The organism is Cognatiluteimonas sedimenti, assembly GCF_022808325.1.
Lineage (GTDB): Bacteria > Pseudomonadota > Gammaproteobacteria > Xanthomonadales > Xanthomonadaceae > Cognatiluteimonas > Cognatiluteimonas sedimenti.
On the sequence record NZ_JALGCL010000001.1, the window covers coordinates 717,071 to 732,329 of the forward strand.

At 68.0% G+C, this 15,259-nt stretch carries 11 protein-coding genes and 1 tRNA gene; all 12 read right to left on the reverse strand.

From position 1 onward, the window contains the following. Positions 1-10: 10 nt before the first annotated feature. The gene (gene infB / locus MQC88_RS03350; RefSeq protein ID WP_243319209.1) at positions 11-2,584 is read right to left on the reverse strand and encodes a translation initiation factor IF-2; all 2,574 of its coding nucleotides are present in this window, start codon (positions 2,582-2,584) and stop codon (positions 11-13) included. A gap of 96 nt (positions 2,585-2,680) precedes the next feature. Continuing rightward, the gene (nusA, locus tag MQC88_RS03355; protein ID WP_243319210.1) at positions 2,681-4,192 is read right to left on the reverse strand and encodes a transcription termination factor NusA; all 1,512 of its coding nucleotides are present in this window, start codon (positions 4,190-4,192) and stop codon (positions 2,681-2,683) included. Then, positions 4,189-4,815: a ribosome maturation factor RimP gene (gene rimP, locus MQC88_RS03360; RefSeq protein WP_243319211.1), complete on the reverse strand. Its 627-nt coding sequence runs from the start codon at positions 4,813-4,815 to the stop codon at positions 4,189-4,191. Before rimP ends, nusA begins: the two co-directional genes overlap by 4 nt. A 202-nt stretch (positions 4,816-5,017) precedes the next feature. Then, positions 5,018-5,094, reverse strand: a tRNA-Met gene (locus MQC88_RS03365). A gap of 141 nt (positions 5,095-5,235) precedes the next feature. Next, positions 5,236-6,678 (reverse strand): NADH-quinone oxidoreductase subunit NuoN, encoded by a 1,443-nt coding sequence (gene nuoN, locus MQC88_RS03370; RefSeq protein ID WP_243319212.1) that lies wholly within the window; start codon positions 6,676-6,678, stop codon positions 5,236-5,238. 13 nt (positions 6,679-6,691) lie between these two features. Next, on the reverse strand, positions 6,692-8,176 hold the full coding sequence (locus tag MQC88_RS03375) for an NADH-quinone oxidoreductase subunit M (protein ID WP_243320250.1): 1,485 nt from the start codon (positions 8,174-8,176) through the stop codon (positions 6,692-6,694). Positions 8,177-8,255: 79 nt separating this feature from the next. After that, on the reverse strand, positions 8,256-10,325 hold the full coding sequence (gene nuoL, locus MQC88_RS03380; RefSeq protein WP_243319213.1) for an NADH-quinone oxidoreductase subunit L: 2,070 nt from the start codon (positions 10,323-10,325) through the stop codon (positions 8,256-8,258). Between the two features lie 4 nt (positions 10,326-10,329). Further along, the gene (nuoK, locus tag MQC88_RS03385) at positions 10,330-10,653 is read right to left on the reverse strand and encodes an NADH-quinone oxidoreductase subunit NuoK (RefSeq protein ID WP_243319214.1); all 324 of its coding nucleotides are present in this window, start codon (positions 10,651-10,653) and stop codon (positions 10,330-10,332) included. Then, positions 10,650-11,294, reverse strand: coding sequence for an NADH-quinone oxidoreductase subunit J (locus tag MQC88_RS03390; protein ID WP_243319215.1), 645 nt, complete (start codon positions 11,292-11,294; stop codon positions 10,650-10,652). Before MQC88_RS03390 ends, nuoK begins: the two co-directional genes overlap by 4 nt. Before the next feature lie 21 nt (positions 11,295-11,315). Next, positions 11,316-11,804 carry an NADH-quinone oxidoreductase subunit NuoI gene (nuoI, locus tag MQC88_RS03395; RefSeq protein ID WP_243319216.1) on the reverse strand — a complete coding sequence of 163 codons (489 nt, stop codon included), beginning with the start codon at positions 11,802-11,804 and terminating at the stop codon, positions 11,316-11,318. Further along, positions 11,804-12,871, reverse strand: a complete 1,068-nt coding sequence (gene nuoH, locus MQC88_RS03400) for an NADH-quinone oxidoreductase subunit NuoH (protein WP_243319217.1) — start codon at positions 12,869-12,871, stop codon at positions 11,804-11,806. Before nuoH ends, nuoI begins: the two co-directional genes overlap by 1 nt. Further along, entirely contained in the window at positions 12,868-15,195 is a 2,328-nt protein-coding gene (gene nuoG, locus MQC88_RS03405) for an NADH-quinone oxidoreductase subunit NuoG (RefSeq protein ID WP_243319218.1), read from the reverse strand. The genes nuoH and nuoG overlap by 4 nt, the downstream gene beginning before the upstream one ends. Between the last annotated feature and the right edge of the window lie 64 nt (positions 15,196-15,259).

The following is a 15,259-nucleotide window of genomic DNA, read 5'->3' on the forward strand; positions in this document are numbered from 1 at the left end:
GGTGCCCGGGTCACAGCGTGCGCTGCACTTCGATGCGCTCGAAGCACTCGATCTGGTCGCCCGGCTTGACGTCGTTGTAGGCCTTCACGCCGATGCCGCACTCGGTGTTGACGCGGACCTCGTCGACGTTCTCCTTGAAGCGGCGCAGCGATTCCAGCTCGCCCTCGAAGATCACGGTGTTGTCGCGCAGCACGCGGATCGGCTTGTGGCGCTTGACCACGCCCTCGACCACCATGCAGCCGGCGACCGCGCCGAACTTGGAGCTGCGGAACACGTCGCGCACTTCCGCGGTGCCGATGATCTCCTCGCGGATCTCGACGCCGAGGATGCCGGAGGCGACCTGCTTCACCTGGTCGATCACGTCGTAGATGATCGAGAAGTAGCGCAGGTCCACGCCGGTGGTCTCGATCACCTTGCGCGCCGAGGCATCGGCACGCACGTTGAAGCCGATGATGGTGGCCTTGGAGGTCGCCGCCAGCTGCGCGTCGGACTCGGTGATGCCGCCGACGCCGGAGCCGATCACGTTGATCCGGATCTGCTCGTTGGACAGGCCGGTCAGCGCCTCGCGCAGGGCCTGCACCGAACCCTGGACGTCGGCCTTGACGATCAGCGGCAGGCTGAGCTGGGCTTCGCCCGCGCCCATCTGCGCCATGATGTCTTCCATGCGGTTGCCCGCCTGGCCCACCAGCCTGGTCTCGCGGCGCTTGGCGTCGCGCTGCTGCGCCACGTCCTTGGCCAGGCGCTCGTCGGCGACCACGACGAAGTCGTCGCCGGCGTCGGGCACGCCCGACAGGCCCAGCACCTGCACCGGGATCGACGGGCCGGCATCCGGAACCTGCTTGCCGGTCTCGTCGAACAGCGCGCGCACGCGGCCGTACTGCACGCCGCACACCAGGTAGTCGCCCTTCTGCAGGGTGCCCTGCTGCACCAGCACGGTGGCCACCGGGCCACGGCCCTTGTCGAGGGAGGATTCGATCACCACGCCCGAGGCGCGGCCTTCCTGCACGGCCTTGAGTTCCAGCACCTCGGCCTGCAGCGAGATCGCGTCCAGCAGGTTGTCCACGCCCTGCCCGGTCTTGGCCGACAGTTCCACCATCTGCGTGTCGCCGCCGAAGTCCTCGGCGACCACGTCCTGCGCGAGCAGCTCGTTCTTGACCCGCATCGGGTCGGCGTCGGACTTGTCGATCTTGTTGATCGCGACGATCAGCGGCACGCCGGCCGCCCGCGCGTGCTGCACGGCCTCGATCGTCTGCGGCATGACGCCGTCGTCGGCGGCGACCACCAGCACCACGATGTCGGTCAGCTTGGCGCCGCGCGCGCGCATCTGCGAGAACGCGGCGTGGCCGGGGGTATCGAGGAAGCTGATCGTGCCCTTGGGCGTCTGCACGTGGTAGGCGCCGATGTGCTGGGTGATGCCGCCGGCCTCGCCCGACGCGACCTTGGTGGTGCGGATGTAGTCCAGCAACGAGGTCTTGCCGTGGTCGACATGGCCCATGATCGTGACCACCGGCGGACGCGCCAGCTTCTCGCCCTGGACGTCCTCGACGTGCGCCAGCAGTTCGCTCTCGGCATCGCCGGCATCGGCGTGCACGGCGGTGTGGCCGAGTTCCTCGACCACCAGCACCGCGGTGTCGTGGTCGATGCTCTGGGTGATGGTCGCCATGACCCCCATCTTGAACAGCGCCTTGACCACGTCGCCGCCCTTCAGGGCCAATTTCTGCGCCAGGTCGGCGACGGTGATGGCGTCGCCGATCGCCACTTCGCGCACGATCGGCGCGGTCGGGCGGGTGAAGCCGGTGCCCGAGCGCGACTGCTCGGCATGGCGACGCTGCGGCTTGGCCTTGCCGCGGCCGCTGGTGCTGCGGCGCGCGCGATCGGCCGCGCTCAGGTGCATCTGCCCGGCGAAACGGCTGGCGCGGTCGTCGTCCTCGACGCCGGCGACCATCGCGTGCGAGCCGCGTGTCTTGTGCTTGTGCCCGGCCTTGTCGTCGGCGCGCGGGGCGGCCGGCTTGGGATGGCCGTGGCCGTGGGCCTTGCGCGCGATCTCCTCCTCGGAAACGACGACCGCGGCGGCGGCACGCGCGGCTTCGGCGCGCGCGGCCTCTTCTTCCTGGCGCTTGCGCTCGGCGGCTTCCTCGAGCCGGCGCTTGTCGGTCTCGGCCAGGCGCTGCTGCTCGGTCAGGTTGCGCAGCCGCGATTCCTCGAGCTTGCGCAGGATCTCGGCGCGCTCGTCGTTCTCCGGCGCTTCCGTGCCGGCAACCGCGTCCACCTGCTTGACCAGGGTGACCTTCTTGCGCACCACCACGTCGACCGTGCTGCGGTTCTTGCCGCCGCCGACCGTGAGTTCCTGCTTGCGGCTGCGGTTGAGGGTGATCTTCTTCGGCGCGGCGACTTCCTCGGCCGACTTGTCGGCCTTGCCGTGCGCGCGCTTGAGGAAGCCGAGCAGCTTCACCTTCTCGATGCTGGTGACGACCTGGTCGGGACCGTCGAAGCGCATGCCGGCCTCGGCCAGCTGTTCGAGCAGTTTGTCGACCGGCTTGTTCACCAGTTCGGCCAGCTTGCGGATCGTGGTTTGTTGCGACATTCGGATTCCGTGTCCTGTGGCCCGGTTGCGGCCGGGCGCGTGAAGCAGGCGATTCTACTGCGGTGGGGGTTGGAAGGCCGTTTTATGGCCTTTTGCTCACCCCTCCCGCTCCAGGCGCGCGATTTCCTCGGCACGGGCGGCCAGGATCAGCGCCGCGGCGCGCGTCTCGTCCATGCCCTCGATGCCGAATTCGACGACTTCGTCGGCACCGAGCTCGCCGAGGTCGTCGGCGGTGCGGATGCCGTGGCCGGCGAGCGCGAACGCGGTCTCGTCGTCCATGCCTTCCAGCGACAGCAGGTCGTCGGCGGGCTGGTGCTCGTCGAGCTCTTCCTCCACCGCCAGCGCGTCGTTGAGCAGCGCGTCGCGGGCGCGCGAGCGCAACTCCTCGACGATGTCCTCGTCGAAGCCCTCGACCGCGAGCAGCTCGCCCACCGGCACGTAGGCGATTTCCTCGACCGTGCTGAAGCCTTCGGCGACCAGGATCGCGGCGATTTCCTCGTCGACCTCGAGCTTGTCCTGGAACAGCGCGCGCGCGGCCTCCTGTTCGGCCTCGGACTTGGCGGTGACCTGGTCCTGCGTCATGACGTTGAGCTGCCAGCCCGACAGGCGGCTGGCCAGGCGCACGTTCTGGCCACCGCGGCCGATCGCCTGCGCCAGCTTGTCTTCCGCGACCGCGAGGTCCATCGAGTGCTTTTCCTCGTCGACGATGATCGACTGCACTTCGGCCGGCGCCATCGCGTTGATCACGAACTGCGCCGGGTTGTCAGACCACAACACGATGTCCACGCGCTCGCCGTTGAGCTCGTTGCTCACCGCCTGCACGCGCGAACCGCGCATGCCGATGCAGGCGCCGATCGGGTCGGTGCGGTTGTCGTAGGCCAGCACCGCGATCTTTGCGCGGTCGCCCGGGTCGCGCGCGCAGGCCTTGATTTCGACCAGGCCCTGGCCGACTTCCGGCACCTCGAGCTTGAACAGCTCGATCATGAATTCCGGCGCGGCGCGGCTGATGAACAGCTGCGGGCCGCGGATCTCGCTGCGCACGTCGTAGAGGTAGCCGCGGACGCGGTCGCCGGCGCGCAGCACGTCGCGCGGGATGCCCTTGTCCTTGGGGATGAAGGCCTCGGCGTTACCGCCCAGGTCGACGAAGATGTTGCCGCGCTCGGCGCGCTTGACCACGCCGGTCACCAGTTCGCCGACGCGGTCCTTCCACTGGTCGACGACCTGGGCGCGCTCGGCTTCGCGCACCCGCTGCACGATCACCTGCTTGGCGGCCTGCGCGGCGATGCGGCCGAAGTCCGGGTTCTCGATCTGTTCCTCGATGAAGTCGCCGACCTCGGCGCCTTCGCTCTCGTCGAGCGCGTCCATCAGGCGGATCTGGCGATCGGGCGATTCCATCACCACGTCGTCGGCCACCACTTCCCAGCGGCGGAAGGTCTCGTAGCTGCCGTCCTTCGGGTCCACGGCGACGCGCGTGAGCACGTCCTGGTCCGGATAGCGCTTCTTCGCCGCCGAGGCCAGCGCAGCCTCGATCGCCTCCAGGATCACCGACTCCGGCACGCCCTTCTCGGCTGCCACCGCATCGACGACCAGCAACAGTTCCTTGCTCATTTCTCTCGCTCCGCACGGGACGGCTTCGCGGCCGCCGGCTTCTTGTTGGATGGTTTGTTGGTACTGGATTGCGTCCCGCTGGATCGCTTCCCTGCCTGCTTGCCGGGGCGCGCGTCGCGACCCGACTTGTCCCTTGCCGGCGCCAGGCCCAGTGCCGCCCAGTCGGGCACCAGCCGCGCCTTGTCGATGTTGTCGAAGGCAACCGCGAACGGCTGGCCGTCGACCTCGAACCGGATCCCGTCGCCTTCCACCGCGACGATCCGGCCCTGCAGCCGCCGGCGCCCGTCCTGCGGCAGCTTCAGCGTGGCCTTTGCGTCCTGGCCGATGAACTGCGCGAACTGTGCCGGCGTGAACAGCGGCCGGTCCACGCCCGGGGACGACACCTCCAGGGTGTAGTGGCCGCTGATCGGGTCGGCGACGTCGAGTTGCGCAGACACCTCGCGGCTGACGGCCTCGCAGTCCTCGATCCCGACCGTGCGCGACTCGTCCGCGGCGACATCGATGTACAGGCGCAACACCGCGCCGCCCGGGGACGGCAGGTATTCGGCGCCCAGCAGTTCCAGCCCCAGCGATTGCACGGTCGGGGCCAGCAGCGCGGCGATTTCGTTTGCCTTGTCGGTCATGGGTCGCGAGTTCGGAAGTTGCGTCCTGCCTTCTGCCTTGGCCGTTTCCGGGCCCGGAAAACAACAAGGGGCCCGGCGGGCCCCTTGTCCAATAGCCAGCGTGCTCCGCTGGATTTCGGCGCGGTCGCATGCAGCGTGCGTCCGCCAAGCCCGACCTCGCAAACGAAAAAGGCTCCGAGGAGCCTTTATCGCCAGCGAGAGCTGGTAGCGGGGGCAGGATTTGAACCTGCGACCTTCGGGTTATGAGCCCGACGAGCTGCCAGACTGCTCCACCCCGCAACAGGGGCGGGATTATGGTGAATGGCGCGGATTATTGCAACCTGCCCCATCGACTTCGTTGCCGCCGGCGTGCCGCGGTTCAGCGGCGGCGGGTCCGGGCCGGCGCGATCCCGCGCATGAAACGCAGTGGCCGCGCCTGCCTTACAGGAACGACGCCTGGCACCAGGCCATGATCGGGTTCCAGAAGAACCCCAGCACCAGCAGCGCCAGCGCGTTGACGCTGAATGCGATCCGCAACGGGCGATCCTCGCGCAACGCGGGCACGTCGCCGTCAGGCACGTCGAAGTACATCACCTTGCACACGCGCAGGTAATAGAAGCAGCCGACCACCGCGAACACGATGCCGACGATCGCCAGCCACAGCATGCCGCCCTGGATCGCGGCGCGCAGCACCGCGAGCTTGGCCCAGAAGCCCAGGAACGGCGGGATCCCGGCCAACGACATCATCGCGATCAGCATCATCCCGGCCAGCCACGGGTTGCGCGCGTTCAGGCCCTTGAAGTCGTCGATGCGGTCGGCCTCGAAGCCGCGGCTGGCCAGCAACACCACCGCGCCGAATGCCGCGGTCGACATGATCGCGTAGGAGATCGCGTAGAACATCGCCGCCGCGTAGCCCTGTGCATCGGCCGCGGCCAGTCCCAGGAACAGGAAACCCACGTGCGACACCGTCGAGTACGCCAGCATGCGCTTGAGGTTGGACTGCGCCAGGGCGACCACGTTGCCGACCACCAGCGACAGCACGGCAAGCGCGGCCACCAGCAGCCGCCAGCGCTCGTCCAGCGGCCCGAGGCCGGCTTCGAGCAGGCGGAAGGCCATCGCGAACGCGGCCAGCTTCGGCGCCGAGCCGATGAACACGGTGATCGCGGTCGGCGCGCCGTGGTAGGTGTCGGGGAGCCACATGTGGAACGGCGCGGCGCCGAACTTGAAAGCGATGCCGGCGACCAGGAACACGGTGCCCGTCAGCAGCAGCGTGGTTTCCGTCGACCCGGCGACGGCCGCGTGCAGCTGCGCCAGGTCGAGCGTGCCGGTGGCGCCGTACAGCAGCGACATGCCGTACAGCAGCAGCCCCGATGCCAGCGAGCCGAGCACGAAATACTTCATCGCCGCTTCGGAAGACAGCGAACTGTCGCGGTCCAGCGCGACCAGCGCGTAGGAGCACAGCGCCAGCAGTTCCAGCCCCAGGTACACCATCACCAGGCTGCCGGCCGAGATCAGCAGCATCATGCCCACCACCGCGAACAGCATCAGCACCGCGATCTCGCCCTGGTACAGGCCGCGCTCGCGCAGGAACGGCCACACGTACATCAGCGACAGCGCGGTGATCACGCAAGCGGTCACCTTGAGCACGTCGGCCATGGTGTCGCGCACGAACATGCCGTTGAGCACCGTGCCCTGCCCGCCGACGCCGGCTACGATCATCGCCGCTACCGCCAGCAAGGCCACGATCGCCAGCACGTGGGTGACGACGCGGCGGCGCGGATCAAGGAACAGGTCCAGCAGCAGCAGCGCGAACGCGGCGCCGACCAGCACCAGTTCGGGCAGCAGCGGCAGCAGGTCGGCGGCGGTGGGCATGGTCGGCGTCATCCGGCTTGCATCCTCAAAGCTTGCTTGCGGCGAGCTGGCCCGCCAGTTGCGCGATGGAAGGCTCCATCAGGTCGGTCAGCGGCTTCGGCCACACGCCGATCAGCAGCACGCCGGCGGCGAACACGCCCAGCACGATCCATTCGCGCATGTCGATGTCCTGCATCTGCGCCACGTGGGCGTTGCCGACCTCGCCCCAGACGATGCGCTTGGCCAGCCACAGGGTGTAGCCGGCGCCGGTGACCAGGGTGGTGGCCACGCCGAAGGCGATCAGCGGGTGCTGCTGGAAGCTGGCCAGGATCACCATGAATTCGCCGACGAAGCCCGACGTGCCAGGCAAGCCGGAGTTGGCCATCGAGAAGAAGATCATGAACGCCGCGAACCACGGCATCACGTTGGCCACGCCGCCGTAGTCGGCGATCCGGCGCGTGTGCAGGCGGTCGTAGAGCACGCCGACGCAGGAGAACATCGCGCCCGAGATGAGGCCGTGCGAAATCATCTGCACCATCGCACCCTGCAGGCCCAGTCGCGCGGCATCGACGTTGCCGAAGTCGCGGACCAGCGCGAAGGCGATGAAGATGCCCAGGGTGACGAAGCCCATGTGCACGACCGACGAATACGCGATCAGCTTCTTCATGTCGTCCTGGACCAGCGCCACCAGGCTGACGTAGACGATCGCGACCAGGCTCAGCGCGATCACCAGCCAGGCCCATTCGTGGCCGGCGTCGGGCACGATCGGCAGGCTGAAGCGCAGGAAGCCGTACCCGCCGATCTTCAGCATGATCGCGGCCAGGATCACCGAACCGCCGGTCGGCGCCTCCACGTGCGCGTCCGGCAACCAGGTGTGCACCGGGAACATCGGCACCTTGACCGCGAACGAGACCAGGAAGGCGAAGAACAGCCACATCTGCTCCGGCATCGACAGCGGCACCGCGTACATGTCGATGATCTGCCAGCTGCCGCCCTTCAGATACAGGTAGATCAGCCCGACCAGCATGAACACCGAGCCCAGGAACGTGTACAGGAAGAACTTCACCGAGGCATAGACGCGGCGCGGGCCACCCCAGACGCCGATCATGATGAACATCGGGATCAGCATCGCCTCGAAGAACACGTAGAACAGCATCGCGTCCATCGCCGCGAACACGCCGATCATCACGCCCTCGAGGAACAGGATCGAGGCCACGTACTGGTTGACCCGCTTCTGGATCGGCGTCCATGCGCCGACCAGGGTCAACACCGTGGTCAGCGTGGTCAGCGCGATCAGCGCCACCGAGATGCCGTCGGCGCCGAGGTGGTAGCGGATGTCGTAGGCCGGGATCCACGCATGCAGTTCGACGAACTGCATGCCGGGATCGGCCATGTCGAAACCCGTGATCAGCGGCACGGTCAGGGCCAGCGTCGCCAGCGCGAACAGCAGCGCGGTCCAGCGCGCGGCCGCCGCGCGGGCGTCGCCCAGCGCCAGGCACAGCGCGCCGCCGAGGATCGGCAGCCACACCAGCAGGCTCAGCAGCGGCAGTCCGCCGTTGGAGGTCAAGGTTTGCAAGGGCTCGGGGCTCACGTCGCGGGTCCTTGTCGGATCAGTGCCAGAAGCGAAGAAGCACGGCCAGCAAACCGATCAGGCCGAGGATCATCGCGAAAGCGTAGTGGTAGAGGTAGCCGGACTGGGTCCTGCGCAACAACCCCGAGGCGAAGTCGACCAGGCGCGCGCTGCCGTTGACGAAAAGGCCGTCGATCAGCCGTTCGTCCACCTTGCGCGACACCTTGCCGAGCCTGACGCCGCTCCCGGCAAAACCGCCGATCCAGAGCGCATCGAAGCCGTACTTGTCCTCCAGCACCCGGACCGGCCAGGACAGCAGGCGTCGCGCCCTGTGGTGCAGTTCCGGCTTCCACCAGTACATCACCGTGGCCAGTGCGAATCCGGCCAGCGCCAGCCAGAACGCCGGCGCCTGGAAGCCGTGCAGCGCGAACGCGACCGGGCCGTGGAATTCCCCGGCCAGCTTGCCGACGACGTCGCGCGCCGCGGCCACGTCGATCGCGCCGAGGAAGAACGGCAACTGCTTCGCATGGCCCATCACGTCGGTGCCGAACAGCATCGGGCCGATGGTGAAGAAGCCGACCAGCACCGACGGGATCGCCAGCAGCACCAGTGGCAACGTGACCACCCAGGGCGACTCGTGCGGCTCGTGCACGCCGTGGTGGCCATGGTCGTCGTGCGCGTCGTGGCCGTGATGGTCGGCGGCCGCGTGGCGGAATCGCTCCTCGCCGAAGAAGGTCAGGTACAGCAGGCGGAAGCTGTAGAACGCGGTGACGAAGGCGCCCAGCAGCACCGCCCAATAGCCGTAGGTGGCGACCCAGTTGCCGGCCTCGTGCGCGTGCTCCGCGGCAGCCTCGATGATGGTGTCCTTGGAATAGAAGCCGCTGAAGAACGGCGTTCCGACCAGCGCCAGGGTCCCGATCAGCATGCTCCAGAAGGTCACGGGCATGTACTTGCGCAGGCCACCCATGCGGCGCATGTCCTGCTCGTGGTGCATGGCGATGATCACCGAGCCTGCGCCCAGGAACAGCAGCGCCTTGAAGAAGGCGTGGGTCATCAGGTGGTAGACCGCGGCGCTGTAGGCCGACACGCCCAGTGCCACCGTCATGTAGCCCAGCTGCGACAGCGTCGAATAGGCGATCACGCGCTTGATGTCGTTCTGCACGATGCCGATCAGGCCGGTGAAGAAGGCCGTGGTCGCGCCGATGAACAGCACGAAGTTCAGCGCGGTTTCGCTCAGCTCGAACAGCGGCGACATCCGCGCCACCATGAAGATGCCGGCGGTGACCATGGTCGCGGCGTGGATCAGCGCCGAGATCGGGGTCGGGCCTTCCATCGAGTCGGGCAGCCACACGTGCAGCGGCACCTGCGCCGACTTGCCCATCGCGCCGATGAACAGGCAGATGCAGATCAGCGTCGCCACCGACCATTCGTGGCCGGAGAACACCGCCACCGTCAGGCCGTCGATGGTCGGCGCGTTTGCGAACACCGTGGCGTAGTCGAGGGTGCCGAACCAGTACAGCACCGCGGCGATGCCGAGGATGAAGCCGAAATCCCCGACGCGATTGACCAGGAACGCCTTGAGGTTGGCGAAGATCGCGGTCGGCCGCTTGAACCAGAAGCCGATCAGCAGGTACGACACCAGGCCGACGGCTTCCCAGCCGAAGAACAGCTGCATGAAGTTGTTGCTCATGACCAGCATGAGCATCGAGAAGGTGAACAGGCTGATGTAGCTGAAGAAGCGCTGGTAGCCGTCGTCCTCGGCCATGTACCCGATGGTGTAGACGTGCACCAGCAGCGACACGAAGGTCACCACGACCATCATCATCGCGGTCAGCTTGTCGACCATGAAGCCGACATGCGCTTCCAGCCCGCCGACCTTGAACCACGTATAGACGTTCTCGTTGAACGGCGGCGCGCCCTGCCCCACCAGCTGCCACAGCACCCAGCACGACAGTGCGCAGCTGATCGCGACGCCGGCGATGGTGGCGACATGCGAGCCGGCCCGGCCCACCTGCCTGCGGAACAGGCCGGCAACGACCGCGCCCAGCAGCGGCGCCAGCACGATCGCCAGCAGCATTGATTTCGAGATCACGTGTTCGACGCCAGGCATCGGTTCAGCCCTTCAACGAATCGATATCGGCGACGTCGATCGTGCGCCGGTTGCGGAACAGGGTGACCAGGATCGCAAGGCCGATCGCGGCCTCGGCCGCGGCCACGGTGAGGATGAAGAACACGAACACCTGGCCCGCCGCGTCGCCGAGGTGGCGCGAGAACGCGACGAAATTGATGTTGACCGCCAGCAGCATCAGCTCGATGCACATCAACAGCACGATCACGTTCTTGCGGTTGAGGAAGATGCCGGCGACGCTGATGCAGAACAGGGCCGCGCCGAGCGCGAGGAAATGGCCGAGCGCCAGCCCGGTGGTCAGGGCGGTCATGGCGTCACCTCCTGGTCGGCGGGGGGTTCCGGCTTGCGGGTGGCGTCCATCTTCACCATGCGGAAGCGGTCGGAGGCGCGCACCCGGCCCTGTTCCAGCGGGTTCTGGTGCTTGGCGCCGACGCGGCGGCGCAGGGTCAGCATCACCGCCGCGACCACCGCCACGGTCAGGATCACCGCGGCGACCTCGAACGGCAGCAGGAAGTCGGTGAACAGCGCGCGCGCCAGCCACGTGGTGTTCGGCACGTCGCCGGCGGCCGCGGCATGCGCGGCGTTGTCGGCGAAGGGCACCGCGCTGCGGGCGCGGATCCCCAGCAGCGCCAGCATCTCGGCCAGCATCACCACCGCCACCAGCAGGCCGACTGGCAGGTAGCGCACGTAGCCTTCCCGCATCCGCGCGACGTCGATGTCCAGCATCATCACCACGAACAGGAACAGCACCATCACCGCGCCGACATAGACCACCACCAGCGCCAGGCCGAGGAACTCGGCGCCGGCCAGGATCCAGGTGCAGGCCACGGTGAAGAAGGTCAGCACCAGGAACAGCGCCGCCTGCACCGGGTTGCGGACGCCGATCACCGCGCCGGCGGAGACCACGGCCGCGGCGGCGAAGGCGTAGAACGCGAGCAACGTGTAATCCATGCGGTCCTCAGTGGCGCTCGATCATCGGAACGGGGAATCTGCGGCGCGGCGTTCGGCGATCTCCGCCTCCAGGCGGTCGCCCAGCGCCAGCAGCTGCGGCTTGGTCACGACGTTCTCGCCACGGTTCTCGAAGTGGTACTCGAGGATGTGGGTCTCCACGATCGAGTCCACCGGGCAGGATTCCTCGCAGAAGCCGCAGTAGATGCACTTGAACAGGTCGATGTCGTAGCGCGTGGTGCGGCGTGTGCCGTCGGCGCGCTGCTCCGAGTCGATGGTGATCGCCAGCGCCGGGCACACCGCCTCGCACAGCTTGCAGGCGATGCAGCGCTCCTCGCCGTTGGGATAGCGGCGCAGCGCGTGCAGCCCGCGGAAGCGCGGCGACTGCGGGGTCTTTTCCATCGGGTACATCAGCGTGTACTTCGGACGGAACAGGTACTTCAGGGTCAGCCACATGCCCTGCAGCAGCTCGATCAGCAGCAGGCCCCTGAACCAGGCAATCAGATTGGCCATCAGGCACCCACCTCGAACACGCCGTAGTACGCCATCAACGCGGTCACGAAGATCCAGGCGATCGTGACCGGGATGAACACCTTCCAGCCCAGGCGCATGATCTGGTCGTAGCGATAGCGCGGGAAGGTTGCGCGGAACCAGACGAAGGCGCTGGCGAAGAAGAACACCTTGGCGAACAGCCACCACCAGCCGTCCACCGACAGCAGCGGGATGCCCCAGCCATGGAACGGGCTCAGCCAGCCGCCGAGGAAGAAGATCGAGGTCAGGAAGCTGACCAGGATCATGTTGGCGTACTCGGCCAGGAAGAACAGCGCGAACTGCGAGCCCGAATACTCGACCATGTGCCCGGCAACGATTTCCGACTCGCCCTCGACCACGTCGAACGGCGAGCGGTTGGTCTCGGCCACGCCGGACACGAAATAGACCACGAACAGCGGCAGCAGCGGGACCCAGAACCACTCCAGAAAGCCGCCGTTGCCGGCCTGCGCCATCACGATGTCGGTGATGTTCAGGCTGCCTGCGGCGATCAGCACGCCGACCAGGGCGAAGCCCATCGCGATCTCGTAGCTGATCATCTGCGCCGAGGCGCGCATCGCGCCGAGGAAGGCGTATTTCGAGTTCGAGGCCCAGCCGGCGATGATCACGCCGTAGATGCCCATCGAGGTCATCGCCAGCAGGTAGAGCAGGCCGGCGTTGGCGTTGGACAGCACCATTTGCGTGTCGAACGGCACCACCGACCATGCGGCCAATGCCGGCACCATGGCCACCAGCGGCGCCAGCACGTACAGCACGCGATGCGCCGCGGAGGGATGGATGACCTCCTTGAACAGCAGCTTGAAGACGTCGGCGAACGCCTGGAGGATGCCCTTGCCCACGTACATCGGGCCGTGGCGCACGTGCATCCAGCCGATCAGCTTGCGCTCCCAGACCACGTAGAAGGCAACCGCCAGGATCACCGGCACCGCGATCGCCAGGATCTTCAGCAGCACCCACGCCAGCAGCCCGATGGCGCCGAAGGACAGCATCCAGTCGCGCAGCGGTTCGAACAGGGTCACGATCGGGTTCATGCGCCACCGACCTTTACGCGTGCCGACACCAGCGCCGCGGTGGCGCCGTAGCCGGATTCGATCCAGGCGCAACCCGGCGCGACCTGCTCGCTGATCGCGACCGGCAGCGTCGCGGTGCCGGTGTCGTTGGCCACCCTGGCGACGGCATCCGCGGCAAGGCCGGCGGATTGCGCATCGCGCGGGTGCAGCACGACGCGGGCCCCGGCCGTCAGCGGGTGCGCCTGCAGGGCAGCGGCGCGGCGCAGCACGGCGTCGCCGCGGTAGATGGCTTGCGACACCACCAGCTCAAGCCCTTCGCCGACGCCTGCGTCGCCGCTCGCGGCGGCCACCGCTGCGTTGGCGATGTGCGCGGCCTGCTCCGTGGCGACCTCGTCCTTCTGGAACCATGCCTGCTTCGGCGCCGCCACGCCCACGGCGGCGGTCGTGGCCAGGTGGTCGTCCATTTCGCCGCGCAATCCGGCCAGGTCGGTGAAGCCGAAGCCCGGCGCGTCGAGCAGGCCGCCCAGCGCGCGCAGCACGCGCCAGCCGGCGCGCGCCTCGCCCGGCAGCTTGCCGGCAGCCACGGCGCGCTGGTCGCGGCCATCGAGGTTGGTCAGGGTGGCGTCGATTTCCGGCAATGCGCCGATCGGCAGGATCACGTCCGCGACCTTGCGCGTGGACATGCAGGCGAACTGGCTGAAGGCCACCACCTGCGCGTTGCCCAGCGCCTGCATCGCCAGCGCCTGGTCGGCGAAGTCCAGGCCCGGTTCCAGGCCATAGATCACGTAGGCGCTGCGCGGTTCGCGCAACATCGCCTGCGCATCGCGCGAAGCCGGCAGCACGCCGTGTCGCCCCAGCCCGAGCGCGTTGGCGCCCTGCGGGATGCGGCAGAGCGCGGCATTGTTGGCGCCGGCGAACGCGCGCGCGGCCGCGCGGATCGCGCTGGCGTGCGGCCCGGCTTCGGCCACGCCACCGACGATCACCACCGCGCGGGTGGCCTCGCCCAACTGCACCTCGCCGAGCGCGGCGGCAAGCCGCGACGGCGGCACGATCCGGCGCGAGGCGACCTCGAACGTGAAGTCGAAGTCCACCGGATTCACCACGTGGACCCTGGCCCCGCGCGCCACGGCCTTGCGCACCCGCGCATGCACCAGCGGCAGTTCGTAGCGCAGCTGCGAGCCGACGATGACGATGGCGTCGGCCTGCTCGATGTCGGCGACCGGCATCGCGAAGGGTTCGGCGACGGCGGCATCGGACAGGTCGGCTTGCGCGATCCGGTGGTCGAGGTTGCCGCTGCCCAGCGCCTCGGCCAGCCGCGCCAGCAGCGTGCCCTCCTCGCTCGAGGTGGCCGGATGCACCAGCAATCCGAGCTGGTCGGCGCCGTTGTCGCGCAGGATGGACGCCGCTTTCTGCAGCGCCTCGTCCCAGCTCGCCTCGCGCCAGTCGCCTTCGTCGCCGTTGCGGGCGACGCGGACCAGCGGCCGCGTGGCACGGTCTTCGGCGTACAGGCCCTGGTGCGAATAGCGGTCGCGGTCCGACAGCCAGCACTCGTTGACCGCGTCGTTGTCGCGCGGCACGGTGCGCAGCACGTCGCCGCGGCGCACGTGCAGGAACAGGTTGCTGCCGAGCGCATCGTGGTAGCCGAGCGATTCCCTGGCCACCAGTTCCCACGGCCGGGCGCGAAAGCGGAACACCTTGTTGGTCAACGCCCCGACCGGGCAGACGTCGATCACGTTGCCCGAAAGTTCGGTCGTCAGCGGCTTGCCGTCGTAGGTGCCGATTTGCAGCTGCTCGCCACGCATCATCCCGCCGAGCTCGTAGGTGCCGGCGATCTCCGCGGTGAAGCGCACGCAGCGGGTGCAGTGGATGCAGCGGGTCATGTCGGTGGCGACCAGCGGGCCGAGGTCCTCGTCGGCCACCACCCGCTTGCGCTCGGAGAAGCGCGAGACCGAACGCCCGTAGCCCAGCGACAGGTCCTGCAGCTCGCACTCGCCGCCCTGGTCGCAGATCGGGCAGTCGAGCGGATGGTTGATCAGCAGGAACTCCATCACGTTGCGCTGCGACTTCAACGCCTTCTCGCTGCGCGTGGATACCTTCATGCCATCCATCACCGGGGTGGCGCAGGCGGGCGCGGGCTTGCCCATCTTGTCGACGTCGACCAGGCACATGCGGCAGTTGGCCGCGATCGCCAGCTTGTCGTGGTAGCAGAAGCGCGGGATCGGGATGCCGGCCCTGTCGGCCGCCTGGATGATCATCGAACCCTTCGGCGCGGCCATCTCGACGCCGTCGATGAAGACGGTGACATGGTCGGGCGGCAGGTTCGGGTTGACCGGTTGCGCGCTCACGATGCGATACCTCCCATCGGAGCAGCGCAGCCCCTTGGGTCAAGGGGCGCGTTGCCCGTGCGCG